This is a genomic window from Phyllobacterium myrsinacearum (assembly GCF_014138285.1).
In the GTDB taxonomy this organism is placed as follows: Bacteria; Pseudomonadota; Alphaproteobacteria; order Rhizobiales; family Rhizobiaceae; genus Phyllobacterium; species Phyllobacterium myrsinacearum_A.
In genome coordinates this window covers 1,454,809-1,479,964 of the sequence record NZ_JACGXN010000001.1, presented here as the reverse complement: position 1 = coordinate 1,479,964, position 25,156 = coordinate 1,454,809, and the positions used below count along the sequence as shown (strand labels likewise).

The window sequence follows — 25,156 nt, the reverse complement described above, 5'->3', positions numbered from 1 at the left end:
CCACGCAAAGTGTAATCAATAAAGCCATTCAACTGTGGTGCGGATTGTATAGAATGCAAATAAACCTATCTTTGCAGCGGGTGATTTATCCATGAAAAGATGTTATTGAGCGAAGCCCCGCAGACAAAGCATTGCAGGCGAGGCCTGACGGTGCTATTTGCGGGACCGAAATAATTCAAGGAGACTACTGCCATTCGCCGACCCTTTAGAGCACAGGTGGTCCAGAAAGATGGACCGCGTTCAAACCGTGATATCCGGGTACCCCAGGTACAGCTCATTGATGCCGAAGGTGAAAACCACGGTATCGTCACCATTCAAGCCGCACTGGCCATGGCCGATGAGGCTGGACTCGATCTCGTTGAGATCGTGCCCAATGCCGAGCCGCCGGTGTGCAAGATCGTTGACCTTGGGAAACTGAAGTACCAGGGACAGAAGAAGGCTGCCGAGGCGCGCAAGAAGCAGAAGACGGTCGAGATCAAAGAAATCAAAATGCGGCCGAACATCGACACACATGACTATGATGTGAAGATGAAGGCGATCAAGCGCTTCTTCGACGAAGGTGACAAGGTCAAGGTAACGCTGCGTTTTCGCGGCCGTGAAATGGCCCACCAGGAACTCGGCATGCGATTGCTCGACCGGGTTAAAGAAGACACAGTCGAGATTTCCAAAGTTGAGGCTGAGCCAAGACTTGAAGGCCGCCAGATGATGATGGTTCTGGCGCCCCGCTAAAACTGAACAGTATTTGAGACAATAGGCCGCCTTCGGGCGGCTTTTGTCTTGATCGAACCGGACTGACGAAGCCATGGCGCTGAATTCCGCAAAAGACATGACCCGATTCCAGCATCGGCGTCGCATTGCCCTGGCAGTGATCATTCTTCTGATTCTCGGTGCCTTGCTGACGGTCCGTTCTGCCTGGTCGAATGATTGGGCGCATGAATATATCGAGGATTTTGGCATCGGCGTGATCGTTCTGGCGATTCTCGGCCGCATGTGGTGCACGCTCTATATTGGCGGGCGCAAGAGTTCGGAGATTGTCCGGCTCGGACCCTATTCCATGAGCCGCAACCCGCTTTACGTCTTCAGCACCCTGGGCGCTTTTGGCATCGGCATGATGACCGGCAGTCTGACCGTTGCCTTCGCGCTGGCGGTGCTTTGCTATATCGCGTTCTATTTCGTTATTGTTGCCGAAGAAGGTTATCTCGAGACCAACTTTGGTGAAACCTACCTTGCCTACAAGCGCGACGTGCCGCGTTTCTTCCCGAAACTGAGGCTGTACCGGGAAGCGGAGGTTCTCAGCGTCAAGTCGTCCATGCTCTACAAGACCTTGGCCGATGGGCTCGTGTTTTTTGTTTCCTACCCGTTGCTCGAATTCGTGGAATATCTGCAATCGGCCAACATTCTGCCCGTTCTGTTTCGTTTTTACTGATTTTTTCAGATACAGGCAGCGATTCAACAGTTGCGCTTTTTCCGGCTTCTCGGTATAAGGCCGCGTTCAAACCGCCCGGCAGGGCATGCCGTGGCGGTTTTGCATGCTTTCAGACTTTGGTCGGTCTGAAGTGAAATCAGAAGGGTCCGACTCCACTGGAGTGACAGGAACCCTAGAAATAGGAGTAGCAAAATGCCCAAAATGAAGACCAAATCGGCCGCCAAGAAACGGTTCAAAATCACCGGAACTGGCAAGATTAAAGCCGCCGCCGCTGGCAAGCGCCATGGCATGATCAAACGTTCGAACAAATTCATTCGTGACGCACGTGGCACAATGGTTCTCGCCGATGCCGATGCGAAAATCGTGAAGAAGTTCTTGCCCAACGGCCTTTAAGCCGACAGCGACGTTTTAAGGAGATCATATCATGGCACGTGTAAAACGGGGCGTTACGTCCCACGCCAAGCATAAAAAAGTTCTGAAGCAGGCTGAGGGTTTCCGCGGCCGCCGCAAGAATACCATCAAGACCGCAAAGGCTGCTGTCGATCGTTCGAAGCAGTACGCTTACCGCGACCGCAAGAACAAGAAGCGTACGTTCCGCGCGCTCTGGACACAGCGTATCAACGCTGCCGTTCGCGAACATGGCCTGACATACAGCCGTTTCATCGACGGTCTGAGCAAGTCCGGTATCGAGGTTGACCGCAAGGTTCTGTCGGATCTCGCGATCCACGAACCAGCAGCGTTCGGCGCACTCGTGGCTTCCGCCAAGAAGGCACTCGAATATCTGAAGAACACCACACCGAATGCTTTTGAAGGCGCTGTTCACTAAGTCAGCCGCCGTTCCCAAAGCATATTCGGAAATAAGACTTGGGAAACCCGCGCTGGCTCGGCTGGCGCGGGTTTTTCAATTTTCTACATGGGTTCAATTTTCTGCATTGAAACGATCACATAGTCGCTCAAGACGCGAAACAGGTGAGAAGCATGGACGATCTGGTACAGTTGGAAAGCGTATTGATTGCGCAGATTGAGGCAGCGGATGACGAAGCGGCCATCGAGGCCGTCCGTGTTGCCGCGCTTGGCAAGAAGGGTTCGATTTCGGAAAAACTGAAATCGCTGGGCTCCATGTCGCCAGAAGAACGGCAGACGCAGGGCCCCGCCATCAATGGTTTGAAGAACCGTGTCACGGATGCTCTTACCAGCCGCAAGAGCACGTTGAAGGACGCAGCGATCACCGAGCGCCTTGAGAAAGAAAAGCTCGATGTCACCCTGCCGGTGCGCACGGCGCCCACAGAACGCGGCCGCATTCATCCGATCAGTCAGGTGGTGGATGAAATCACGGCCATCTTCGCCGATATGGGTTTTTCAATCGCTGAAGGCCCCGACGTCGAGACTGACTACTACAATTTCACGGCGTTGAATTTTCCCGAAGGCCACCCGGCGCGGGAGATGCACGACACGTTTTTCTTCAACCCGGATGAGAATGGCGAGCGCAAACTTCTGCGCACCCATACCAGTCCGGTGCAGATCCGCACCATGGAAAAGCAGAAGCCGCCGATTCGTATTGTCATTCCGGGCAAGACGTATCGCATGGATTCCGATGCGACCCACTCACCGATGTTCCATCAGGTGGAAGGGCTCGTCATCGACAAGACTGCGAATGTCGCCAACATGAAGTGGGTTCTGGAAGAATTCTGCAAGGCCTTCTTCGAGGTGCCATCCCTGCAGATGCGTTTTCGTCCGTCCTTCTTCCCGTTCACCGAACCTTCCCTGGAAGTCGATATCCAATGCGACCGTTCCGGAAACGAGGTCAAGTTCGGCCAAGGTACGGACTGGATGGAAATCCTCGGCTGCGGCATGGTTCATCCGAATGTTCTGCGGCACGGCGGGCTTGATCCGGATGAGTATCAGGGCTTTGCCTGGGGCATGGGCATTGATCGCATCGCCATGCTCAAATATGGCATGCCGGATCTGCGCGACTTCTTCGATGCCGACGTGCGCTGGCTGCAGCATTACGGCTTCCGACCGCTCGACATGCCAACCCTGTTTGGCGGCCTGACCGCATGACCGGGATTCCCGAACAGTACCGGGCTGCCGAAACCTTTGCGTTCGGCGATTCACCCGAACTTGCGGATGAATTGCTGGCGCTGGTGCTCTCCGGCAAGAAGACCGCGACCTGTTGTTCGGTGCGTGATTATGACGAGAATGTCGAAGGAAAACCCAGAGTCGGCCGACGCGATGTGGTGCTGGACGGAGCAGGAAACCCGGCAGCAATCATCGAAACGGTGGAGATCACCTATCGCCGGTTTGAGGACGTCGATGAGGCTTTCGCCCGTGACGAGGGTGAAGGCTCCGCGACGCTGGCCGAGTGGCGCAGCGATCACGAGAGCTATTTTCGTCGCAACGGCGGCTTTTCGCCTGACATGGAACTTTTATGTGAGCGGTTTCGCCTTGTCGAAATCCTCAAACGCTGAAATCGAGAAACGGGTGAAATCATGAAATTCACACTCTCCTGGCTGAAAGATCATCTCGAGACCGAAGCATCGCTCGGCGAGATCGTCGATACATTGACCATGATCGGTCTTGAAGTGGAATCGTTGGATGACAAGGCGGCACTGAAGCCTTTTGTCATCGCCAAAGTGCTGACCGCTTCACGGCATCCGGATGCGGACAAGTTGCAGGTGCTCACCGTTGATACGGGCGACGGCAAGCCGTTGCAGGTCGTCTGCGGCGCCCCCAATGCTCGCGCGGGCCTGATCGGCGCATTCGCTGCACCGGGCGCCTACGTTCCCGGGATCGACATCACCCTTTCGGTTGGCAAGATTCGCGGTGTCGAGAGCCATGGCATGATGTGCTCCGAACGCGAATTGCAGATGTCGGACGAGCACAACGGCATTATCGATCTGCCTGCCGATGCGCCTGTTGGCTCCAGTTTCGCCGCTTATGCTGGACTTGATGATCCGGTCATCGAAATCAACCTGACGCCAAACCGGCCCGATTGCACAAGCATTTACGGTATTGCCCGTGATCTGGCTGCGGCAGGCATCGGCACGCTTAAAAGCGGTGCAGTCGAACCTGTGAAAGGCGCCGGTAGCCCCTCCGTCATTGTATCGCTCGATTTCGGCGATCGCGCTCCGATGTGCGAAGGCTTCGCCTTGCGGACCGTGAAGGGCGTGAAAAATGGCGCAAGCCCGAAATGGCTGCAGCAGCGCCTGATCGCCATCGGCCTGCGCCCGATCAATGCCCTGGTGGATATCACCAACTACATGACATTCGATCGTGGGCGTCCGCTGCATGTGTTCGACGCCGACAAGGTCAAGGGCAATCTCACCGTGCGCTGGGCGCGGGAGGGGGAAACGATCCTCGGTCTCAACGGCAAGGAATATACGCTGAACCCCGATATCGGTGTTATTGCCGATGCGGAAGGCGTTGAGTCGCTTGCTGGCGTTCTCGGCGGCGAACACTCCGGCTGTGACGAAAACACCACCAATGTCGTGGTTGAATCGGCGCTTTGGGATGCGATGAACATTGCCCGCACCGGCCGCAATCTCGGTGTTATCACCGATGCGCGTTACCGGTTCGAGCGCGGCGTCGATCCGGAATTCATGGTGCCGGGCCTTGAGCTCGCAACTCATATGATCCTTGATCTGTGTGGCGGTACGCCCTCAGAAGCTCAGGTCGTCGGCTACAAGGGTTACACGCCGAAGTCGGTGAAATTCCCGGCGGCGGAAGTCAAGCGTCTCACCGGTATCGAAGTGCCTGTACAGACAAGCCTCGATATTCTCAGCCGACTCGGTTTCCAGCCGCAAGGTACAGGCGAGGTGGTGGATGTTCTGGTTCCCTCCTGGCGCCCGGATGTTGATGGCAAGGCCGATCTGGTGGAAGAAGTCATGCGTATTCATGGCGTAAACCGCATTGATCCGCAGCCGCTGCAAAGCCATACGGTCGTCAATGGCAAGATTCTGACCACCCTGCAGATCCGCACCCGCAATGCCAAGCGTGCGCTTGCTTCACGCGGCATGATGGAAGCGGTCACATGGTCGTTCATATCAGAGGAACAGGCCAAGCTGTTCGGTGGCGGGCAGCCTTCGTTGAAGCTCGCCAATCCGATTGCCGCTGATATGTCGGATATGCGTCCGTCGCTGTTGCCAAGCCTCTTGGCTGCAGCTCAGCGCAATGCTGATCGCGGGTTCAATGATCTTGCCCTGTTCGAAGTCTCGGGCACCTACGAGGGTAATACACCGGAAACCCAGCGGCGGGTCGCGGCAGGCATACGTCGCGGCACGGCCAAGCTGGATGGTTCCGGCCGTCACTGGGCTGGAAACGCGACGGTGGTTGGCGTGTTCGACGCCAAGGCGGATGCCCTTGCGGTTCTTGAAGCCTGTGGTGCGCCGGTCGACAAGCTGCAGATCGAAAGCGGCGGACCAGCCTGGTATCATCCCGGCCGTTCCGGGACGATCAAGCTTGGACCAAAGGTCATCCTGGGCACATTCGGTGAATTCCATCCGAAGACGCTGGAAGCACTTGATGTGTCGGGCGCGCTCTGCGGATTCGAAATCTACATCGACGCGATCCCTGAGCCGAAGCAGAAGGCAACGCGTACCAAGCCGCCGTTGAGCCTGTCGGATTTCCAGACGGTCCGCCGCGATTTTGCATTCGTTGTCGACAAGTCGGTGGATGCGGCTTCGATCGTTCGCGCGGCTCTCGCCGGCGACAAGAAGCTGATCACCGGCGTGCAGGTGTTCGACCTGTTCGAGGGCGCGTCATTGGGTGCGGACAAGAAATCTGTCGCCATTGAAGTTGCGATCCAGCCGCAGGAGCGCACACTCAATGATGAGGATCTCGATGCGCTGACCAAGCGGATTGTCGAAAGCGTTGGCAAACAGACTGGCGCCGTGCTGCGCGGTTAAGACCAAAGGTTGCGGAGTCATGGTGCGTGGTTCGACAGGCTCACCATGAGGGAATTGGATTGGTTGCAGGGAGCCGTCCCCTGCAACGCCGACGATTGGCTTGCAATCCTCACTCTCCCTCATGGTGAGCTTGTCGAACCACGCACTGTGGTTTTGCCGTCGAGAATCCAGATACAAAAAAGGGGCGCTTCAAGCGCCCCTTTTCATTTGGTCTGAAACCGGAATCTATTTCTGGATGACTTTCCAGTTCTTGTAGAAGATCGAGTTGCTGCCCTTAAGGATCAGTCCCATGAACGAGACGATGGCAGCATAGAGGCCGGGCAGGTACGATGGGCGCAGAATGTCGACAAACAGGCAGTAGCGCGTCTGGTCGGTCTGGTTGACCGACTGGTGCATCAGCGTGTCATCGAAGATGAACAGCTTGTCGTCCTTCCAGTAGCTCGTCGTGTCACCGCACCAGATATAGGCGGTGCGATCATTCATATCGTTGATGTTGTAAAGCACGCGGATGGTGGCGCGGATCGGGCCAAAATGCTTCGACGTCGAGTTTTTCTTGTTGAACACCGACACGCCGATCGTCTTCACGAAATTATACTTCTCGTAGAAGGACGGCACGCTGACGAAGCTCGGCTGGTCTTTTCCGTACCATTTGAAGAAGAACATGCTGCGCGCCTGCTGTTCAGCGCGGGATTGCAATTTGCCGACAAGGTTTTCCTTTTGCGTGGCTGTGATCAGCCGCTGTACCTCCGCCTGATAGTCGGCCGGCAGGTCTTCCAGCTTGTAGACGCCCTTGTTGATATAGGGCAACGACAAGACATCGAGTACGATGTTCAACGGCGACAGGATCCAGGTGAACAGGCCGTTGCCCATGAAGTACTGCTCGACCATCTGCAGATCGATATTCTTGTTGCGCGACAGATCGTATATTCCGCAGATCAGGTAGAAGATCACCAGATAGGGGACGAAATAGGCGAGAATCGCCAACAGAACCAATCCGATAGCCCAGCGTCTGATCGACTTTTTTGTTGCTTTTTCCATTGTATTCCAGCTTCAGAAGGCCTGACCATCGATGAGCGAACAGGGTGGTTTGGCGTGTTAGAACAAATAAATTGCATGCACATTGCACAGCCGCTGCAGGGTTTTCTGATCCCCGCAGCGGCGTGAAATAGGCCTTACACCGTATCGTCTGTCAAGCTGGCATCATCCATGGCGGATTTATAATGTGAATTCTGTTGTCAACAAATGACAGTCGAGGCCTAGGAAGCCAGTGTTTTCAGTCCTTGCCATTCGACAAGGGCGAAACAGGCAACCACCGCCGTCACGACAAGGGTGACGGCAATGCCGATGGCCGTAAAGGCGGAGGGCATCATCATGAGAATTGCCGGAACACCGATGACCCAGAGCAGGTCGGCGATGAAGACAAAGCCGACGAGCGCGCGCGAATGCGCCTTCCAGCGGGCAATCAGGCCGACGTCGATGGCAAAGAGCACAAGCGCGATACCAATGGCTGCTAACAGCCAGACTGGCGCCCCCGGTATCAGATAAAGTGCAGAAAGTTCGGCAAAGAGCGCTAGTCCTAGCCCGGTGATCCCGGTCAATACTGCGTTGATCATCAGTCCATCAGTCAGTTTGATTTTGGTCATTTCATTCTCCTTTTTGCGTCTATGGCCGAAGAATGCAAGCATGAGGTAATCAAAACAATTACCTCAGAAGTAATGGGTGTGCTACAGCGTCTAAGGCTACTTTGTAACCGAAAGGAAGCGATGATGGAGTTTGGCGATCAACTCAAACAGTGGCGTTCACACCGGCGTCTCAGCCAGATGGATCTGGCACTGGAAGCAGGTATTTCATCCCGTCACCTGTCCTTTCTGGAAACCGGACGGGCAGGGCCATCGGAAGGCATGATCATCCGCATCTGTCAGGCCCTGGAATTGCCGTTCAGGATTCAGAACGAATTGTTTGGCGCCGCCGGTTTCGCGCCGCGTTACCTCTCGGCGGAGCGTGAAGGCCTTACCGGGTTGCCACCACTGATTCGCGATACCCTGTACATGATATTGGAACGGCATGCGCCATGGCCTGCGGTGGCCTTCAATGCCGATCACGATATTCTCGTCGCAAATGCCGGTTTTGTTGGTCTGGCGGATGCGCTGGGTATTACCATTACGCCGGGCGTGAACATTCTCGCGCTGGTGCTTGAGCCGGGGCCAGTACGCCGGTCCATTGCCAATTGGCCGGATGTGGCGCTGCTGTTTCTGAAGCGTGCCCGCAACGAAGCGCGATTGTATGGTCCGAAAAGCCAGCTGGCCAAGCGTATTGCGCGTTACGAAAACGATGCGGAGATTTCCGCCCTGCTTCGCAATGACGAAGGCGACCGTAACCCGCCGCCGATTATCACGGTAAAGCTGCATATCGGTGATGCCATGACCAACTGGATCACCACGGCGACAGCCTTTGGCACGGCGCAGGAGGTTTTGACGGAGGGGATTTTTATCGAGCAATATTTCCCGGCGGATGACGCGACGCGGGCCATTGCTGACAGTGCAGGGCGCTGATTGTTCAGCGCCCCTCTGACGGATCAGCCGTTCACAAGTGCAAGGGCTGCATCCGTATAGCGGTTGCCTGCAACCCGTGTTGGTGAAAGCGCCTCGCCGATCTTTTTCAGATCCGCTGGGGAGAGCAAGACATCGGCCGCCGCCGCATTCTCTTCCAGATGCCTGATCTTGCGGGCACCGGGAATCGGTACGATGAAATCACCCTGATGCAGGACCCAGGCGAGCGCCAGCTGTGCCGCTGTAATGCCCTTGTCCTCGGCCAGACCCTTCAACGTGGTAATCAGGGCCGCATTGGCGTCCATGTTGTCAGCCTGGAATCTTGGCAGCGTCTTGCGCCAGTCATCAGCACCCAGTTCATCCGGTTTGCTGATCGTACCGGTCAGGAGACCACGGCCAAGCGGGCTGTAAGGCACGAAGCCGATGCCAAGCTCGCGGCATACGGCGAAAACCTCCTCCTCCGGCTCGCGGCTCCACAGCGAGTACTCACTCTGAACAGCGGCAATCGGATGCACCTTGTGAGCGCGACGGATCGTGGCGGCGCTGGCTTCGGACAGTCCGAGCGCCTTCACCTTGCCCTGTTGGACCAGTTCGGCCATGGCCCCAACCGTGTCTTCAATCGGCACATTCGGATCAACCCGGTGCTGATAGAAGAGATCGATCTGTTCGATGCCAAGCCGTCCAAGCGACGCTTCTGCAACGGCCTTCAGGTGTTCGGGATGGCTGTTGACACCAACCATGCGCGACGGACCTACCCCCTCATCGGAAATCTTGAAGCCGAATTTCGTGGCGATCACTACCTTGTCGCGGCGATCCTTCAGGGCCTTGCCAACAAGAATTTCATTGTCGAAGGGACCATAGACTTCTGCTGTGTCGAAAAAGGTGACGCCAATGTCCACCGCGCGATGCAGGGTGCGGATCGCATCCGCCTCATCCTGTCCGCCGTAGGCAAAGGTCATGCCCATGCAACCGAGGCCAACGGCTGACACACTGAGTTCCGTTCCAAGTTTGCGCTTTTTCATTACCAATCTCCTTTTTGATGGGATGGAGTGAATTTAGAGTGTGGATCAGTGTTCGATAATTCCCATATTCTTTCACAGCTTGTTCTATATAATAGATCAATGGACCGATCTTATCTCTCCCAACTCGCCGTCTTCGCCAGCGTTGCAGCCTGCGGCGGTTTTCGTGGCGCGGCCAAGCAGCTTGGCATTGCGCCATCGGCGGTCAGCCATGCCATTTCGTCACTGGAGCAGAGTCTTGGTGTTCGTCTTCTCGCGAGGACAACGCGCAGTGTCACGGTGACGGAGGAAGGCGCATTACTACTGAAACGGCTCCGGCCGGCACTGGCGGAAATAGACCTTGCGCTGGATGCGGCCAAGGAAGCGAACAACCGTGTTGCCGGCACTTTACGGCTGAGCGTTCCACCCTTTGCGGCGCACTGGCTATTGGCGCCACGGATCGCCGCATTCGCGGCAGCCTATCCCGGGGTGGCGCTTGAGCTGCGCGTGGAGGAACCATTCAACGATATCGTTGCGGCAGGCGTTGATGCGGGCATGCGGCTCGGCGAAAGTCTGGAGCCGGATATGATCGCCGTGCGCATGAGCCATCCGATCAAGGCCAGCATCGTCGCAGCACCAGATTATTTCAGAAAGCACCCGGTACCGCAGCATCCGCATGAGCTTGCCAACCATCTGTGTATCCGACGCCGGTTTGCCAGCGGTCAGATCTATCGCTGGGAGTTTGAGAAAGACGGCGAAGAGATTGTCATGGGGATGAACGGGCCGCTTATTCTTGGCGACGACCGGCTGGTCATTCAGGCAGCTCTGGATGGTGCCGGCGTGGCCTTTCTACTGGAATGTATGGCACCGGAGGCTATTACCGATGGCCGTTTGCTCCGTGTCCTGGAGGATTGGTGCGCGCCATTTCCAGGTGTTTATCTCTACTATCCGAGCCGCCGGCAGATGCGGCCGGCCTTGCGCGCATTCATCGATTTTTTCAAAGTCTGAGCTTGGCGCTTCTTTCCATTCCGTCTCGGCTTGTTTAGGTTGCACGCGACAAAGAGGAGAAGGCATCATGTTCCGTTGGGGTATTCTGTCGACAGCGAAAATCGGGGTTACGGCGGTTATCCCCGCCATATGCGATGCGGAGAATTCCGTGCTGTCGGGTATCGCCAGCCGTGATCTCCTGAAGGCGCGAGCGGTGGCTGAGCGATTCGGCGCACCGCATGCTTTCGGCACCTATGAAGCCATGCTGGCATCCGGGGATATTGATGGCGTCTACATCCCGCTTCCCACCTCGCAGCATGTGGAGTGGTCGGTCAGGGCAGCCGAGGCAGGCAAGCATGTGCTATGCGAAAAGCCGATCTCATTGCATGCCGGCGACATAGCCGCCCTGCAGCGTGCCCGCGATACCCACGGCGTTCTCATCGCCGAGGCATTCATGGTGACCTATCATCCGCAATGGCTGAAAGTGCGCGATCTGATCGCCGAAGGTGCCATTGGCCGCCTGCGTCAGGTTCAGGGAGCTTTCACCTATTTCAACAAGGATGCGGGCAATATGCGCAACCAGCTGTCGCTTGGCGGCGGCGCACTGCCCGATATTGGCGTCTATCCAACGGTTGTCACCCGTTTCGTCACGGGCAAGGAACCTGTCAGGGTTTCGGCCAATGTCGAGCGCGATGCGGATTTCGGCACCGACTGCTACGCCAGCGTGCGCGCCGATTTCAATGGTTTCGAACTTTCCTTCTACGTGGCAACCCAGCTCGCCGCGCGTCAGTTGATGGTTTTCCACGGTGACGAAGGTTTTATCGAGGTGCATGGGCCTTTCAACACCGGCAAGTATGATCACGCACGCATTACCCTGCACAACCAGACCCACACCGGTGCCACCGAATGGAGCTTTGGCGACGTGAACCATTATCGCTTGCAGATCGAAGCCTTTGCCCGTGCGGCGAAAGGCGAAGATGCGGCTGTGTTCTCGCTGGAAAGCTCAGTTCTCAATCAGAAGCTGATTGATGCGATCTACCGCGCTGGTGAAACCGGCAATTGGGAAGCGGTCGCCTAGGTCGTACACTCATAAATCTGGTTCACCAGTAGACGCCACCGCGCGCCACATGGACGCGCGGGTCAGAATCCGGAGTATTGAGACTTCTCGGGCAGGCTTCGCATTCGGCTGCCGGACCTGATACCACCGGCTTGCCGGACTGGGTGTTCAGGAGCGACAGGATTTCCAGATTGCTGGAATTCCAGCGGCCGTGCTGACGGCTGGTAATCTGCGGCACCGGCGAGGGGCGGGTACGGATACGGTCCTGCGGTTTAACCATAAGCGTCGCGAGAATATCATCCGGCAGCGCTTCGCCGCGCGCAACCACGCCGGAGGCATCCTTCAGCGCCTTTAACCGTGCCACACGGATATCCGTCAGCGGGTGCGTGCGCAGGATGGACGGGTCGGGAATGCGACCGCCCGGCAGGATAAGATTTTCCCAAAGCTTGCCTTGGGCTTTTTCCAGTTTCACCAGTGCTTGCGCCAGCCCGTCCGGGTCCCCTGTGAGCAGTGCCGCGCCAAGATCGGCATCAAATTCGCGGGTACGCGACAGGGCCATTTGCAGAAGGCCGCCGACCGTCGGGGCGACGAGCAGAATAAGGACGCCGAGCCACGGGATCTGTGCATGTCCACCGCTCGCCAGAAAGGTAATATTGAAAAGCAGGGAGACGATGCCGATTGTCGACATCAGCGAGGTAAAGCGCGATACGGTATCGGCGAGCGCCATGACCTTCAGGTCTTCATTGCGGATATGGCTGATTTCATGAGCCAGTACACCAGTGAGTTCTCGGGCCGTCAGCACCCGAATCAGCTGGTCCGTGACAGCGACCACGGAATCATCTTTCCTGCCGACTGCAAAGGCATTCATCATCCGCGATGGAATGACATGAAGGGCCGGGACACGCTGCAGGCCGGCGCGGCGTGACAGTTCCTCCACAATGGCAAGGCCTTGCGGAAACTCGGCACGTGTTACGGCCCTTGCTTTATACATTTTCAGCACCATCTGAGGACTAATGCGCCGTATCGCGACAAGGCTTATTGCGCCGAAGACAAAGGCGTAGATAATGCCGACGGGTCCCGCCAGCGTGAAAGCGCAGACGACGAGCAATGCCAGGCTTCCGGCGAGAAGCAGCCATGTGTGCAGCTTGTTGATCAGCTGGCTGCGCCGGTGCTCAGGAAGGTTGAAGTGAAGGGTACTATCGGTCATAGGCGATATATGGCGGTAAAAAGCCGCTTTGCCGAGTCTTTTAAGGCGATTAGGCGTGCAAATGCCGCAGCTTCTGACTTGCATGGTAATTTCAGCCTTCTTATATAGCCCACAACACGCAAGTTCGGCTCGCTGTGGTCGTCTTGTATTGTTTAACCCCCCTAGGGGCTGCTGAATGGAATGCTCGGCAGAGGTCCCGGCAGCCTGCTGAATGGAGAGAAGTGTAATGGCTAAAGTTATCGGTATCGACTTGGGTACGACCAATTCCTGCGTCTCCGTCATGGACGGAAAGAACGCGAAGGTCATCGAAAATGCAGAAGGTGCGCGCACGACACCTTCGATCATTGCTTTTACGGATAGCGATGAGCGCCTTGCTGGCCAGCCGGCCAAGCGTCAGGCTGTCACCAATCCGGAAGGAACTGTCTTTGCGGTCAAGCGTCTGATCGGCCGCCGCTTCGACGACCCGACCGTCGCAAAGGACAAGAAGCTTGTTCCTTACGACATCGTCAAAGGTGACAATGGCGATGCTTGGGTAGAAGTTCACAAGCAGAAATATTCGCCTTCGCAAATTTCGGCGATGATTCTGCAGAAGATGAAGGAAACGGCTGAAGCCTATCTGGGCGAAAAGGTAGAGAAGGCTGTTATCACCGTTCCTGCTTACTTCAACGATGCCCAGCGTCAGGCCACCAAGGATGCCGGCAAGATTGCTGGCCTTGAAGTCCTGCGCATCATCAACGAGCCAACTGCTGCTGCCTTGGCCTATGGCCTCGACAAGAAGGAAGGCAAGACCATTGCCGTCTACGATCTTGGCGGCGGCACATTCGACGTCTCGGTTCTGGAAATCGGTGATGGCGTTTTCGAAGTGAAGTCGACCAATGGCGATACGTTCCTTGGCGGTGAAGACTTCGATATGCGTCTGGTCGAGTATTTTGCAGCCGAGTTCAAGAAAGAACAGGGCATCGACCTGAAGAACGACAAGCTTGCCCTGCAGCGCCTCAAGGAAGCTGCTGAGAAGGCCAAGATCGAGCTTTCGTCAGCCCAGCAGACAGAAATCAACCTGCCATTCATCACCGCTGATGCTTCCGGTCCAAAACACCTGACCATGAAACTATCCCGCGCCAAGTTTGAAAGCCTGGTCGATGATCTGGTGCAGCGCACTGTCGAGCCCTGCAAGGCAGCGCTCAAGGATGCGGGCCTCAAGGCTGGTGAAATCGATGAAGTGGTTCTCGTCGGCGGCATGACCCGTATGCCGAAGATCCAGGAAGTCGTGAAGGCCTTCTTTGGCAAGGAACCCCACAAGGGCGTGAATCCTGATGAAGTCGTCGCCATGGGCGCAGCCATTCAGGCCGGTGTTCTGCAGGGTGACGTCAAGGATGTTCTGCTGCTCGACGTTACGCCGTTGTCCCTCGGCATCGAAACGCTTGGTGGCGTATTCACACGTTTGATCGACCGCAACACGACGATCCCGACGAAAAAGTCGCAGACGTTCTCCACAGCCGATGACAACCAGTCTGCTGTGACGATCCGCGTCTTCCAGGGCGAGCGCGAAATGGCTGCCGACAACAAGGCACTCGGCCAGTTCGATCTCGTGGGCATTCCGCCCGCACCGCGCGGTGTTCCGCAGATCGAAGTCGGTTTCGACATCGATGCGAATGGTATCGTGAATGTCTCGGCCAAGGACAAGGGTACGGGCAAGGAACACCAGATCCGTATCCAGGCATCTGGCGGTCTTTCCGACGCTGACATCGAAAAGATGGTCAAGGATGCCGAAGCCAATGCCGAGGTAGACAAGAAGCGTCGCGATGCTGTCGAGTCCAAGAACCAGGCCGAAGCCCTGATCCACTCGACTGAAAAGTCGCTGAAGGATTATGGCGATAAGGTTTCGGCTGAAGACAAACAGGCAATTGAAACGGCTTTGGCTGAATTGAAGACTGCGACCGAAGGCGACGACGCCGAAGCCATCAAGGCGAAGACACAGACGCTTGCGGAAGTTTCGATGAAGCTTGGTCAGGCCATGTATGAAGCTGCACAGGCTGCCGAAGGCGAAGGTGAAAAGACCGAAGCCGCGGCCAAGGAGCATGATGATGTTGTTGATGCTGATTTCGAAGAAATCGACGAAAACGGCAAGAAGAAATCTGCATAATCTGCGGCGTATAAAGTGATGAAAAGCCCGGCCCTGTGCCGGGCTTTTTGTTTGTACGTTTGATGCAAAGACATTTCGTAAAGCAAAATCGCATATCGGGCTTTCGTCTAATTGACGTTGATCGGCTGTGAACATAAGAAGAACATATAATCGAAGAAAGCGTGTTTCAAACCTTATTGCCATCGCGCGTCTCCGTTTGGCACAGAAGGGGCAGTAGGCAGTTTTATCTATATTTTTCAAAGGATTGCGTGATGAGTATTGATATCAACGTATATGCGAACGAAATTTCCGATGATCTGATTCCAACCATCTTGGCGGAACTGAACAAGTTTGAGATGGTCTGTGAACTTCATCCGGAATTCTCATTCGCCACGCATGGAGGCTTTTTGCCGATCCGGTTCCGGATAACCAGCAACACATTCGAAAGTCTCGCAAACAAGGATCTTGTCAGCGGTTTTGAACTTCATGTTTATGACAATGATTGGGATATCGATGACTGTTATAGCGACGAAGACCGGGAGAAATTGCAGGCGTATCGCAAGGTGGTCAATTTCAATTTCACGGGTGCGTCTGACAGTTTTGAACTTCGCTTTGCGAGTTTAATGAGCGCGATCATTGCCAATTTGACCCATGGGGCCATTACGGATGAGGAGTGTAATGTTCTGTATGACGGCGCAGTCATTATGGAAACTGCACGAAACTTGGTTGTAGATGATAGCGATCTTACAGAAGGAGAACTTGAATACCACGAGTTCGAGGGATGGCATTAGTCGTTGCGATCCACACGACGTCTCACGGCGAACCAGTCGAAGCGCGCATTCGATAATGTAGACGTTTGGATGAGATTTCATTCCCTGGGCTACCGGACGGGATATCTGCGAGAACATTGTGCATGGTTCAACAAGCTCACCATGAGGGAGAGCGGAGCTGCAATGCCAATCGGAAATTCGGAGCTGGCCAACCTCGCAGAACTTGGTTCCCTGTGATCCTCACTCGCCTTCATGGGCGAGTTGCAGAGGCAATGTGCATGGTTTGCCCTTCGGCAAGCTCAGGAAGCTCATCATGAGGGCGAGTGAGGATCACAGGGAGTTATATTCTGCAACGCTTACGGCTGGCCAGCTCTGCAACGCTGATGATTATTTGCAGCTCACCTATCCCCCTCATGATGAGCTTCCTGAGCCTGCCGAAGGGCAAACCACGCATGATCTGCCTGCGGTCTCTCCGCTCACGCACATAGTCCCCACTCTCCGTCATCCTCGGGCTTGGCCCGAGGACCACACCGGCGAGAACGCGCACTCGATCTCGTTGTGTTCATGGATACGTTTCCTCCGTTTTGCCACGGGTCCACGGGTCATCCTCGGGTTAAACCCGAGGACTGAGGATGACGGAGAGAGAAGCGCCAAGCCCGTTTGGCAAGCTTGGCTGATGATCATTCGCCAATCCCGTTCCTCTAAGAAAAATCACGCCAACTTATCCAACACTTTCCATCTTCGCTTATTCTCATCGTGTCCTTTCCGGCGGGAATGCTTCCGGAAACTTTCGAAAGTCGGGAAAGGATCGGCGCTTCGGCCTCGCGGGAAGAACCTGTGAGACTGGGGAGGTTTCGCTGAAGCTGTTCTATTCATTCGGCCCAGCAGCCGGATGACAAGGCAGAACAGGCGGAAACGCAAATCGCCGGGGCGGGTGGTCCTTGGATCGCAAACATCGCATACCAGAATACCCAAGACCCGCGTTCCAAGGACCGCCCGTCATTCTCTTCTTTCAATGGCCAGACGCAAAAGCGGGCGTGGCAACGGGGACGCCGTTTTGAAAAATGTGTGATCAGCCAGGGAAAGGCAGCTTGGCATTATAATCTCAGAAAGTGACAGATGGGGCCAATCTGCATTTCACACGTGTATAAAACCGTGGAAGGATTGCCACACAAACGCAATAATGCGCAAATATGCGCCACTTGGAACGAATCAATCCAAGTAGGCTATGGCATTCGGGGCGTTGAACACCTAAATACCGGTCTAAAACAAGCTTCTGCGTGAGGCTCTCTGATTTCATGGAACGAGTGTTTGGATGAAGGCTGACTATTACGAAACCCTCGGCGTAGCGAGAGGCGCTGATGAGAAAGAGCTGAAAAGCGCTTTCCGTAAACTGGCAATGCAATATCACCCCGACAAGAATCCGGGCGATGAGAAAGCCGAGCACAAATTCAAGGAAATCGGCGAGGCCTATGAAACGCTGAAAGATCCCAACAAGCGCGCGGCCTATGACCGGTTCGGTCACGCGGCGTTTGAAAATGGTGGCATGGGCGGTGGAGGCGGCGGCTTTGGCGGTGCCGGTGGTTTTGCCGATATTTTCGAGGACATTTTTGGCGAGATGATGGGTGGCGGCCGCCAGCGCCGCTCCGGCGGCCGTGAGCGTGGTGCCGACCTTCGTTACAACATGGAAATCACGCTGGAAGAGGCCTATGCGGGTAAGACGGCGCAGATTCGCGTGCCGACATCCATTACCTGCGATGAATGTTCCGGCAGTGGCGCCAAGCCTGGCACATCGCCCGTTACCTGCAATACCTGCGGCGGTTCCGGCCGTGTCCGGGCGGCGCAAGGGTTTTTCTCCATTGAGCGTACCTGCCCGACCTGCCACGGCCGCGGCCAGACCATCAAGGATCCCTGCACGAAATGCTCCGGACAGGGCCGAATCACCGAGGAACGTTCGCTCTCGGTCAATATTCCAGCAGGTATCGAGGACGGCACGCGGATCCGTTTGACCGGCGAAGGTGAAGCGGGTGTTCGTGGAGGCCCTTCAGGTGATCTCTATATTTTCCTGTCGCTGAAGCCGCATGAATTCTTCCAGCGCGACGGATCTGATCTTTACTGCAAAGTCCCCATTTCCATGACCACTGCTGCGCTGGGCGGCCAGTTTGAAGTGGCAACACTTGATGGCACGCAGACACGGGTCAAAATCCCGGAGGGCACCCAGAACGCCAAGCAATTCCGCCTCAAGGGCAAGGGTATGCCGGTTTTGCGCCAGCCGGCCATGGGCGATCTTTACATCCAGATAGCGATCGAAACGCCGCAGAACCTCAACAAGCGCCAGCGCGAATTGCTGGAAGAGTTCGAGCGTGTGTCGTCGCAGGACAACAGCCCGCAATCATCAGGCTTTTTTGCCCGTATGAAGGAATTCTTCGAAGGACTGAGCGAGTAAATTTGTTACGGAATTAAGACAACTGGCCTTGCTTCCGCCACGAGTTGCGTCGTAAATTTGTCTACTTGCGACGGGAGGATGGGAATGACACGACCACTGGGAAAAAAACTCGCTGAGAAATTCGGCGAGGAAATCCGCTTCTTCAAAGGCTGGATGCACGGGCCGAAGGCGGTGGGGTCGATTCTCCCGACCAGTTCCATCACGGCGCGCCGCATGGCCAGCGTGGTCAACCCGCATTCCGGCCTGCCTGTTCTGGAGCTTGGACCTGGCACAGGTGTCATCACGCGAGCTATTCTCAATCGCGGCGTTGAACCTGAAAATCTCTGCTGTGTTGAGTATTCTGCGGATTTTGCCGCGCATTTGCGGGAAGATTTCCCTGGGGTGAATATCATCGAGGGCGATGCATTCAACCTCGACAAGACGCTTGGCGCTCACAAGGACCAGATGTTTGATTCGGTCGTTTCTGCGGTTCCATTGCTGAATTTTCCCGTCGGCGACCGGGTGAAGATCATCGAAGACCTGTTGCGACGGGTGCCGCATGGCCGCCCGATCGTCCAGATCACCTATGGTCCGATGTCCCCGGTTCCCGCCGGTCGCGGCAATTACAAGATCGAACATCTCGATTTCATCATCCGCAATGTCCCGCCCGCCCGGCTCTGGATCTATCGTCGCGCCTGATCGCCAGAACGTTTCGTTTGACCCATGAAAGGGTGCATATGCAGCCGAAGATTCTCGTTTTCGCAGGTTCGAATCGTACCGGCGCATTCAGCGGGCAGGTTGCCGATGTCGCCACCAGGGCGTTGGCGACACTTGGCGCTGATGTTACACGCATAGCCCTGATCGATTATCCGCTTCCCATCATGGACCAAGATCTGGAGGCGGAAAAAGGCATACCTGATAACGCGATGAAGCTCGGCCGGCTGTTTGCTGCCCATGATGGTATTCTGATCGCGTCTCCCGAATATAATTCATCGATCCCGCCGCTTCTGAAGAATACCATCGATTGGGTAAGCCGCATTTCGAAGGATGGAGAGAAACCTCTCAAACCCTATGCTGGCAAGATCGTTGCGCTGTGTTCATCGTCGGATGGCAATTTTGCCGGCATTCGCGGTCTCTATCACCTGCGTTCCGTCCTGATGAATGTGGGAACGCAGATCATCAGTGAACAATGCTCCGTGGCCCATGCCCATGAGGCTTTTGCCGAAGACGGCTCATTTCACGACGCACGGACCACCAGAGCCATGGAACGCGTCTGCCAATCGTTGATCGATCATGCGAGACTGGCAAAATCGCGTTGACAGGCGTTTTTGCCCGCCCTTTTGCCGTTCTGACCTTTCCTATCGGGCGCTGATATGCCATGGGATGGCGATCAACAGAAAAGGTGGTTTGTCATGATGGAAGCGGCTTTGCGCGATCGCCTCATCGTAGGCCTTGATGTGCCTGACCTGAAGGCGGCGGGAAATATCGTCAGCACGCTGGGCGATACGGTATCCTTCTACAAAATCGGTTATCAGCTGGCCTTTGCCGGCGGCCTTGGATTTGCGACGGAGCTTGTCCAGTCGGGCAAAAAAGTATTCCTGGACATGAAGCTCCTCGATATCGACAATACGGTCGCCAAGGGCGTCGAGAATATCGTCAAGATGGGAGTTTCCATGCTGACGCTGCATGCCTATCCCAAGGCGATGAAAGCGGCGGTGGAAGCGGCGCGCGGTTCGGACCTGTGCCTGCTCGGCGTGACAGTTCTCACTTCCATGGACCAGCAGGACATGATTGATGCCGGTTACGAGCATGATCCGCACACATTGGTGCTGATCCGTGCCGAACAGGCGCTGCATGCGGGAATGGGCGGAATCGTCTGTTCGGCGGCCGAAGCCTCCGCTGTGCGCAAGATCGTCGGGCCGGATCTTGCCATCGTCACCCCCGGTATCCGGCCAACGGGTGCCGACATCGGTGATCAGAAGCGCGTCATGACACCGTCCGATGCCCTGCATGCCGGAGCAAGTCACCTTGTTGTGGCCCGCCCCATCGTTGCCGCGGCCGATCCTAAGGCTGCAGCCGAAGCGATCCTTGCCGAAATGGCGGGCGTCTGATCAAATTCGCCAACATTCCGGTGAATCGCCGGACAGTTCAGGTTTTGGAGGACCTATGCCCAAGGGATATTGGATAGCGCACATCGATGTAGAGGATGCGGAAGGATACAAGGGCTACGTATCAACCGCAAAACCGGCGTTCGAACGGTTCGGCGCAATTTTTCTGGCGCGTGGCGGGCCGTTTCATGAATTGGAAGGGAAGGCGCGCGGCCGCAATGTCGTGATCGAGTTCCCCTCGGTGCAGCATGCGCTCGACTGTTACAATTCGCCGGAATATCAGGCGGCCAAAGCCATCCGCAGGCAATATGCTGAAGGCGAAATGCTCATCGTCGAGGGCGCCTGACCCTTCATCTGTGCAGTGCGCAATTTATGTTGCACCTGCACGGGAAATTGTGAACATTTTTCTTTTCGCTAATCCCTTTGTTGCATTGCAATATCGATCAAAGCGGATAGGGTTATTCTCCCATCAAGAACATTTTCATCTTTGATGATCATGTTTGTGAGATCGCCGTTGTGTTGATATGATCGGACAGTGGAATGTTTTACCAGCTTTATGAACTCAATCATGCCGCCCTGCAGCCGTACCGGGCGCTGGCCGACGCGACCAAGCTGTTCTACGACAACCCGCTCAATCCCCTCTCGCAGACGGTTATCGGTCGCTCCATTACCGCTGGCTGTGAACTGTTCGAGCGTACAACCCGTGCCTACGGCAAGCCCGTCTTCAATCTCCCGACAACGGTCGTGGATGGTGAAGAAGTGGAAATTCGTGAAAAGACCGTCTGGTCGAAACCATTCTGCAACGTCATCCACTTCAAGCGCGCCCTGCCATCAAAACGTGCTGCGGATCCGAAAATTCTCGTTGTCGCGCCCATGTCTGGCCACTACGCCACATTGTTGCGGGGCACCGTCGAAGCCTTGTTGCCCCATGCGGAAGTTTATATCACGGACTGGGTTGACGCACGCACCGTGCCGCTGACTGCGGGCCGTTTCGATCTGGATGACTACATCGATTATGTCATCCAAATGTTCCATGCGCTGGGGGAAGACACCCATGTGGTCGCTGTTTGCCAGCCATCCGTTCCGGTTCTGGCTGCCGTCGCCATCATGGAAGCCAATGGCGACCGGTTTGCACCATCCACTATGACGCTGATGGGTGGACCCATCGATACGCGCAAAAACCCAACCGCAGTCAATATCCTGGCCGAGGAAAAGGGTATCAACTGGTTCCGCGACAATGTCATCATGTCGGTGCCATGGCCGCATGCGGGTTTCATGCGCGACGTCTATCCCGGTTTCCTGCAGCTTTCCGGTTTCATGAGCATGAACCTTGACCGCCATATCACGGCGCACAAGGAGTTTTTCATGCACCTCGTCAAGGAAGACGGCGATTCCGCCGACAAGCACCGCGAATTCTACGATGAGTATCTGGCTGTGATGGATCTGACTGCGGAGTTCTACCTGCAGACGGTCGATACAGTTTTCGTTCGCCAGTCGTTGCCCAAGGGCGAGATGACCCATCGCGGCAAGCTGGTCGATCCGTCTTCAATCCGCACTGTCGCCCTGCTGACGGTCGAGGGCGAGAACGATGACATTTCTGGTGTTGGCCAGACCAAGGCTGCCCAAACGCTGTGTGTGAACATCCCTGACGCCATGCGTATGCACCACTTGCAGGCCAAGGTGGGTCACTACGGCGTGTTCAATGGATCGCGATTCCGTGCTGAAATTGCACCACGTATTGTCCAATTCGTTAACGATCACGCTCAGGCCAATCGCAAGAGCAACGTCACTCCGATCGGTAAACGCGCGCGCGGCTGAACGTACTTTCTGAATATAAAACGGTATTGCCGGAAGACTGCTTCTTCCGGCAATCGCTTTTGTGCATGCATCTGTTTTCCTGTAAAGCTTAATGAATTCAATGCGTTGCTGTGACGTTGATGAATGTCCCGGGGGCAACCTGTAGTGGCTGCATCGCGCATGGGTTGCGACCGCTCGCGATGTACAACTTTCAAATTTTCGTCAAAATCTAGGAAGTTCAAATTTTAACCATATATTAACAATGGCGGGATCGTGGCGCCATTGTGATTGACTCATATCCCCTCCCGACATTAACGTTTTGTTAACGAAGGCTGGTTGGGTTCGGAGTAAAGCATGTTCGGAGCGGTAAAGATTTTAAAGTCGATGGGGTTCGCGGCAGTGCTTTTCGCTGGCGCACTTGTCGCAAATTCCGCCTCCGCAGCCGAAGCTTTCATGCAGACCGGCGGTCTGACATCCCAGCCTATCGGTCATTACGAGTTCTGCAAGCGTCTGCCGGACGAATGCTCGGTCCGCAGCCGCAACGTTGCTCCCGCCAAGATGACGCGCGATTTCTGGGAACTGATCGTTAATGTGAACAGCCGCGTCAACCAGACAGTCAAGCCATTGACGGATATGGAGATTTACGGCGTTGAAGAATATTGGGGCTACCCGGACAAGGTCGGCAACGTTGGCGATTGCGAAGACTATGTGTTGGAAAAGCGCCGTGAACTGATGCAGGCGGGTATTTCGCCAGCCGATCTGCTGATAACCGTCGTGCGTAAACCCGATGGCGAAGGCCACGCTGTACTGACCGTTCGTACAGACACGGGTGATTTCGTCCTCGACAACCTTGCGGACGGCGTCAAGAACTGGTCGGAAACCGAATACACGTATCTCAAGCGCCAGGCCACGAACAATACCGGCCGCTGGGTCAGCATTGAGGCACCAAGCAATATTCTGGTCGGTTCAGTCCGCTAACACGGGGCAGGATCCGTTAATCCAGCTTGGAAATCTGCAGGCTCCAGTGGGTTGGTGCGCGGTTCGTCCTTCGACAGATTCAGGAGCTCACCGTAATCCCGTGGTTCGACAAGCTCACCATGAGGGAGATCGTGGATGCAATGCCAATCGCAAATATTGCAGAATATGGCTCCCTGCAAGCCTCATTCTCCCTCATGGTCAGCTTGTCGAACCACGCACCATAGGGATGCAATTGCAATCAGTTGGGCTTTGTTCAGGCCGCCTGATTGGCCGTATCCTGTGCCATTCTGTATGAAATGGCTTCTGCCACGTGAATGCGCCCGACCGCCTCAATCCCTTCAAGATCAGCCAATGTTCGCGCGACCTTGAGAACCCGGTGATAACCACGCGCCGAAAAACGCATCTGCTCAGCGGCCTGCCGCAACAGCAACAAGGCTGTGTTGTCTGATCGGGCTACGTCTTCGATCAGCGCCACCGGACAATGGGCATTCATTGTCACCGCTGGAAATCCCAGTACTTCATAGCGTTGTTTCTGGATATCTCTGGCCCTGGCGACGCGGGCGGCAACGCATGCGCTGCTCTCCGATCGCGGACGATGGATGAGGTCTGCAGCACTGACGGCAGGAACATCAATACGAAGATCGATACGGTCGAGCAATGGTCCGGAAACGCGGGCCTGATAGTCCTGCTGGCAGCGCGGTCCTCTGGCACAGCGATGCCCCGGTTCACCAGCCATGCCACAGCGGCAGGGGTTCATGGCGGCCACGAGTTGGATTTGTGCGGGATAGGAAATACGGTGATTGGCGCGCGCAATCATGCATTCCCCGGTTTCAAGCGGCTGCCGAAGGGAGTCGAGTACCTGCGGTGTGAATTCGGGGAACTCATCGAGAAAGAGGACACCCCGGTGCGCAAGGGAAACCTCGCCGGGCCGGGCACGTATACCACCTCCGACCATAGCCGCCATGGATGCTGAATGATGCGGCGCGCGAAAGGGACGGCGGTCCGTCAGTTTCCCGCCGAGCAATTCGCCGGCGACCGAGGCAATCATGGAAACGTCCAGCAGTTCGCGGGGAAGGAGGGGCGGCAGAATGGAGGGAAGCCGCTGGGCGAGCATGGACTTGCCCGATCCCGGCGGACCCACCATGAGCAGATTGTGACCACCTGCGGCGGCAACCTCGAGCGCACGCCGGGCGCTCTCCTGCCCCCTGATATCAGCCAGATCGGGCAAATCCGTTGCATTGGCCTGCAGGGAGGGCTCGGGGCGCGACAGCACCTGATGGCCGCGAAAATGATTGGCAAGGCTGATGAGACTGCGCGGCGCCAGAATATCGATCTCTTCACCTGCCCAGGCCGCTTCGGGTCCGCAGGGTGCTGGGCAAATCAAACCGCGATCCTGCCGGTTGGCGGAAATTGCTGCAGGAAGAACCCCTGCCACATGGGTAATGGTGCCGTCGAGCGACAGTTCTCCAAGCACGACATAGGATTGCAGGGCATCGGCCGGTATGGCGCCGAGTCCCGCCATCAGGCCGACGGCGATCGGCAGATCATAATGACTGCCCTCTTTGGGAAGGTCTGCCGGTGCCAGGTTGATTGTCACCTTCTTCGGCGGCAGGGATAGACCGGACGCATGCAGCGCCGCCTGCACGCGCTCACGGCTTTCGGCCACTGCCTTATCGGGCAGACCGACAATATGGATGCCCATTTTGCCGGGGGAGATCATCACCTGCACATCGACAGGCTGGGCTTCAATGCCTTGAAATGCGACGGTACGCACACGGGTGACCATCAATTGTTCCTTGAAAATATCGCGTCAAAAAATGAATAGTGC

General features: G+C 55.9%; 24 protein-coding genes. 19 read left to right on the top strand and 5 right to left on the bottom strand.

Annotation, left to right across the window (positions count from 1 at the left end; translation table 11 throughout):
- Window positions 1-192 precede the first annotated feature (192 nt).
- The 7 genes from infC (at window position 193) to pheT (ending at window position 6,330) form a co-directional block, all read left to right on the top strand.
- Window positions 193-729, top strand: coding sequence for a translation initiation factor IF-3 (gene infC, locus FHW16_RS07310; RefSeq protein WP_100000798.1), 537 nt, complete (start codon window positions 193-195; stop codon window positions 727-729).
- A 79-nt stretch (window positions 730-808) separates the two neighbouring features.
- The gene (locus FHW16_RS07305; RefSeq protein ID WP_182548966.1) at window positions 809-1,426 is read left to right on the top strand and encodes a methyltransferase family protein; all 618 of its coding nucleotides are present in this window, start codon (window positions 809-811) and stop codon (window positions 1,424-1,426) included.
- Window positions 1,427-1,618: 192 nt separating this feature from the next.
- Window positions 1,619-1,819 carry a 50S ribosomal protein L35 gene (rpmI, locus tag FHW16_RS07300; protein WP_008127399.1) on the top strand — a complete coding sequence of 67 codons (201 nt, stop codon included), beginning with the start codon at window positions 1,619-1,621 and terminating at the stop codon, window positions 1,817-1,819.
- A 31-nt stretch (window positions 1,820-1,850) separates the two neighbouring features.
- Window positions 1,851-2,252 carry a 50S ribosomal protein L20 gene (rplT, locus tag FHW16_RS07295; RefSeq protein WP_091879294.1) on the top strand — a complete coding sequence of 134 codons (402 nt, stop codon included), beginning with the start codon at window positions 1,851-1,853 and terminating at the stop codon, window positions 2,250-2,252.
- 152 nt (window positions 2,253-2,404) lie between these two features.
- Window positions 2,405-3,487, top strand: coding sequence for a phenylalanine--tRNA ligase subunit alpha (gene pheS / locus FHW16_RS07290; protein ID WP_182548420.1), 1,083 nt, complete (start codon window positions 2,405-2,407; stop codon window positions 3,485-3,487).
- A complete protein-coding gene (locus FHW16_RS07285) occupies window positions 3,484-3,894 on the top strand; it encodes an ASCH domain-containing protein (RefSeq protein WP_182548419.1) in 411 nt (136 codons plus the stop codon). Before pheS ends, FHW16_RS07285 begins: the two co-directional genes overlap by 4 nt.
- A gap of 21 nt (window positions 3,895-3,915) precedes the next feature.
- Window positions 3,916-6,330, top strand: coding sequence for a phenylalanine--tRNA ligase subunit beta (pheT, locus tag FHW16_RS07280; RefSeq protein WP_182548418.1), 2,415 nt, complete (start codon window positions 3,916-3,918; stop codon window positions 6,328-6,330).
- Window positions 6,331-6,555: 225 nt separating this feature from the next.
- On the opposite strand, the gene FHW16_RS07275 is transcribed toward pheT, so the two are convergent.
- A complete protein-coding gene (locus tag FHW16_RS07275; RefSeq protein WP_182548417.1) occupies window positions 6,556-7,368 on the bottom strand; it encodes an aspartyl/asparaginyl beta-hydroxylase domain-containing protein in 813 nt (270 codons plus the stop codon).
- A 218-nt stretch (window positions 7,369-7,586) separates the two neighbouring features.
- Window positions 7,587-7,973 carry a hypothetical protein gene (locus tag FHW16_RS07270; protein ID WP_182548416.1) on the bottom strand — a complete coding sequence of 129 codons (387 nt, stop codon included), beginning with the start codon at window positions 7,971-7,973 and terminating at the stop codon, window positions 7,587-7,589.
- Window positions 7,974-8,093: 120 nt separating this feature from the next.
- On the opposite strand from FHW16_RS07270, the gene FHW16_RS07265 reads away from it, so the two are divergent.
- Window positions 8,094-8,882, top strand: coding sequence for a helix-turn-helix domain-containing protein (locus FHW16_RS07265; protein WP_210278029.1), 789 nt, complete (start codon window positions 8,094-8,096; stop codon window positions 8,880-8,882).
- Window positions 8,883-8,905: 23 nt separating this feature from the next.
- Here the strand turns inward: FHW16_RS07265 and FHW16_RS07260 are convergent, their stop codons facing one another.
- The gene (locus tag FHW16_RS07260) at window positions 8,906-9,901 is read right to left on the bottom strand and encodes an aldo/keto reductase (RefSeq protein ID WP_182548414.1); all 996 of its coding nucleotides are present in this window, start codon (window positions 9,899-9,901) and stop codon (window positions 8,906-8,908) included.
- A 99-nt stretch (window positions 9,902-10,000) separates the two neighbouring features.
- On the opposite strand from FHW16_RS07260, the gene FHW16_RS07255 reads away from it, so the two are divergent.
- Together FHW16_RS07255 and FHW16_RS07250 are read left to right on the top strand one after the other, a co-directional pair.
- On the top strand, window positions 10,001-10,885 hold the full coding sequence (locus FHW16_RS07255) for a LysR family transcriptional regulator (protein ID WP_182548413.1): 885 nt from the start codon (window positions 10,001-10,003) through the stop codon (window positions 10,883-10,885).
- Window positions 10,886-10,952: 67 nt separating this feature from the next.
- Window positions 10,953-11,942, top strand: a complete 990-nt coding sequence (locus FHW16_RS07250) for a Gfo/Idh/MocA family protein (RefSeq protein ID WP_182548412.1) — start codon at window positions 10,953-10,955, stop codon at window positions 11,940-11,942.
- A gap of 22 nt (window positions 11,943-11,964) precedes the next feature.
- Here FHW16_RS07250 and FHW16_RS07245 read toward each other — a convergent pair whose 3' ends face one another.
- Window positions 11,965-13,128 (bottom strand): zinc metalloprotease HtpX, encoded by a 1,164-nt coding sequence (locus FHW16_RS07245; protein WP_182548411.1) that lies wholly within the window; start codon window positions 13,126-13,128, stop codon window positions 11,965-11,967.
- A 226-nt stretch (window positions 13,129-13,354) separates the two neighbouring features.
- Here FHW16_RS07245 and dnaK point away from each other — a divergent pair, with 226 nt between their 5' ends.
- The 9 genes from dnaK to FHW16_RS07200 all read left to right on the top strand — a co-directional run bounded on the left by dnaK (window position 13,355) and on the right by FHW16_RS07200 (window position 23,328).
- Window positions 13,355-15,271 carry a molecular chaperone DnaK gene (gene dnaK, locus FHW16_RS07240; RefSeq protein ID WP_182548410.1) on the top strand — a complete coding sequence of 639 codons (1,917 nt, stop codon included), beginning with the start codon at window positions 13,355-13,357 and terminating at the stop codon, window positions 15,269-15,271.
- Window positions 15,272-15,522: 251 nt separating this feature from the next.
- Window positions 15,523-16,041 carry a hypothetical protein gene (locus FHW16_RS07235; protein ID WP_182548409.1) on the top strand — a complete coding sequence of 173 codons (519 nt, stop codon included), beginning with the start codon at window positions 15,523-15,525 and terminating at the stop codon, window positions 16,039-16,041.
- 1,294 nt (window positions 16,042-17,335) lie between these two features.
- Complete coding sequence (dnaJ, locus tag FHW16_RS07230) at window positions 17,336-18,466, top strand: molecular chaperone DnaJ (RefSeq protein WP_091879271.1); 1,131 nt, start codon at window positions 17,336-17,338, stop codon at window positions 18,464-18,466.
- An 84-nt stretch (window positions 18,467-18,550) separates the two neighbouring features.
- Window positions 18,551-19,144 (top strand): phospholipid N-methyltransferase PmtA, encoded by a 594-nt coding sequence (gene pmtA, locus FHW16_RS07225; protein WP_182548408.1) that lies wholly within the window; start codon window positions 18,551-18,553, stop codon window positions 19,142-19,144.
- 38 nt (window positions 19,145-19,182) lie between these two features.
- Window positions 19,183-19,764 (top strand): NADPH-dependent FMN reductase, encoded by a 582-nt coding sequence (locus FHW16_RS07220; RefSeq protein ID WP_182548407.1) that lies wholly within the window; start codon window positions 19,183-19,185, stop codon window positions 19,762-19,764.
- 96 nt (window positions 19,765-19,860) lie between these two features.
- Window positions 19,861-20,556 (top strand): orotidine-5'-phosphate decarboxylase, encoded by a 696-nt coding sequence (gene pyrF / locus FHW16_RS07215; RefSeq protein WP_182548965.1) that lies wholly within the window; start codon window positions 19,861-19,863, stop codon window positions 20,554-20,556.
- Window positions 20,557-20,611: 55 nt separating this feature from the next.
- Window positions 20,612-20,899, top strand: coding sequence for a DUF1330 domain-containing protein (locus FHW16_RS07210; protein WP_182548406.1), 288 nt, complete (start codon window positions 20,612-20,614; stop codon window positions 20,897-20,899).
- Between the two features lie 194 nt (window positions 20,900-21,093).
- Window positions 21,094-22,371 carry a polyhydroxyalkanoate depolymerase gene (locus FHW16_RS07205; protein WP_182548405.1) on the top strand — a complete coding sequence of 426 codons (1,278 nt, stop codon included), beginning with the start codon at window positions 21,094-21,096 and terminating at the stop codon, window positions 22,369-22,371.
- Window positions 22,372-22,704: 333 nt separating this feature from the next.
- On the top strand, window positions 22,705-23,328 hold the full coding sequence (locus tag FHW16_RS07200; RefSeq protein WP_182548404.1) for a transglutaminase-like cysteine peptidase: 624 nt from the start codon (window positions 22,705-22,707) through the stop codon (window positions 23,326-23,328).
- Between the two features lie 253 nt (window positions 23,329-23,581).
- Here FHW16_RS07200 and FHW16_RS07195 read toward each other — a convergent pair whose 3' ends face one another.
- Window positions 23,582-25,114 (bottom strand): YifB family Mg chelatase-like AAA ATPase, encoded by a 1,533-nt coding sequence (locus tag FHW16_RS07195; RefSeq protein ID WP_182548403.1) that lies wholly within the window; start codon window positions 25,112-25,114, stop codon window positions 23,582-23,584.
- Window positions 25,115-25,156 lie beyond the last annotated feature (42 nt).

What these genes read in the sequence shown, in the direction of transcription:
- rpmI (WP_008127399.1), top strand. Translation starts at nt 1,619, where the DNA reads ATGCCCAAAATGAAGACCAAATCGGCCGCCAAGAAACGGTTCAAAATC.
- rplT (WP_091879294.1), top strand. Translation starts at nt 1,851, where the DNA reads ATGGCACGTGTAAAACGGGGCGTTACGTCCCACGCCAAGCATAAAAAA.
- pheS (WP_182548420.1), top strand. Translation starts at nt 2,405, where the DNA reads ATGGACGATCTGGTACAGTTGGAAAGCGTATTGATTGCGCAGATTGAG.
- FHW16_RS07285 (WP_182548419.1), top strand. Translation starts at nt 3,484, where the DNA reads ATGACCGGGATTCCCGAACAGTACCGGGCTGCCGAAACCTTTGCGTTC.
- pheT (WP_182548418.1), top strand. Translation starts at nt 3,916, where the DNA reads ATGAAATTCACACTCTCCTGGCTGAAAGATCATCTCGAGACCGAAGCA.
- FHW16_RS07275 (WP_182548417.1), bottom strand. Translation starts at nt 7,368, where the DNA reads ATGGAAAAAGCAACAAAAAAGTCGATCAGACGCTGGGCTATCGGATTG.
- FHW16_RS07270 (WP_182548416.1), bottom strand. Translation starts at nt 7,973, where the DNA reads ATGACCAAAATCAAACTGACTGATGGACTGATGATCAACGCAGTATTG.
- FHW16_RS07265 (WP_210278029.1), top strand. Translation starts at nt 8,094, where the DNA reads ATGATGGAGTTTGGCGATCAACTCAAACAGTGGCGTTCACACCGGCGT.
- FHW16_RS07260 (WP_182548414.1), bottom strand. Translation starts at nt 9,901, where the DNA reads ATGAAAAAGCGCAAACTTGGAACGGAACTCAGTGTGTCAGCCGTTGGC.
- FHW16_RS07255 (WP_182548413.1), top strand. Translation starts at nt 10,001, where the DNA reads ATGGACCGATCTTATCTCTCCCAACTCGCCGTCTTCGCCAGCGTTGCA.
- FHW16_RS07250 (WP_182548412.1), top strand. Translation starts at nt 10,953, where the DNA reads ATGTTCCGTTGGGGTATTCTGTCGACAGCGAAAATCGGGGTTACGGCG.
- FHW16_RS07245 (WP_182548411.1), bottom strand. Translation starts at nt 13,128, where the DNA reads ATGACCGATAGTACCCTTCACTTCAACCTTCCTGAGCACCGGCGCAGC.
- dnaK (WP_182548410.1), top strand. Translation starts at nt 13,355, where the DNA reads ATGGCTAAAGTTATCGGTATCGACTTGGGTACGACCAATTCCTGCGTC.
- FHW16_RS07235 (WP_182548409.1), top strand. Translation starts at nt 15,523, where the DNA reads ATGAGTATTGATATCAACGTATATGCGAACGAAATTTCCGATGATCTG.
- dnaJ (WP_091879271.1), top strand. Translation starts at nt 17,336, where the DNA reads ATGAAGGCTGACTATTACGAAACCCTCGGCGTAGCGAGAGGCGCTGAT.
- pmtA (WP_182548408.1), top strand. Translation starts at nt 18,551, where the DNA reads ATGACACGACCACTGGGAAAAAAACTCGCTGAGAAATTCGGCGAGGAA.
- FHW16_RS07220 (WP_182548407.1), top strand. Translation starts at nt 19,183, where the DNA reads ATGCAGCCGAAGATTCTCGTTTTCGCAGGTTCGAATCGTACCGGCGCA.
- pyrF (WP_182548965.1), top strand. Translation starts at nt 19,861, where the DNA reads ATGGAAGCGGCTTTGCGCGATCGCCTCATCGTAGGCCTTGATGTGCCT.
- FHW16_RS07210 (WP_182548406.1), top strand. Translation starts at nt 20,612, where the DNA reads ATGCCCAAGGGATATTGGATAGCGCACATCGATGTAGAGGATGCGGAA.
- FHW16_RS07205 (WP_182548405.1), top strand. Translation starts at nt 21,094, where the DNA reads ATGTTTTACCAGCTTTATGAACTCAATCATGCCGCCCTGCAGCCGTAC.
- FHW16_RS07200 (WP_182548404.1), top strand. Translation starts at nt 22,705, where the DNA reads ATGTTCGGAGCGGTAAAGATTTTAAAGTCGATGGGGTTCGCGGCAGTG.
- FHW16_RS07195 (WP_182548403.1), bottom strand. Translation starts at nt 25,114, where the DNA reads ATGGTCACCCGTGTGCGTACCGTCGCATTTCAAGGCATTGAAGCCCAG.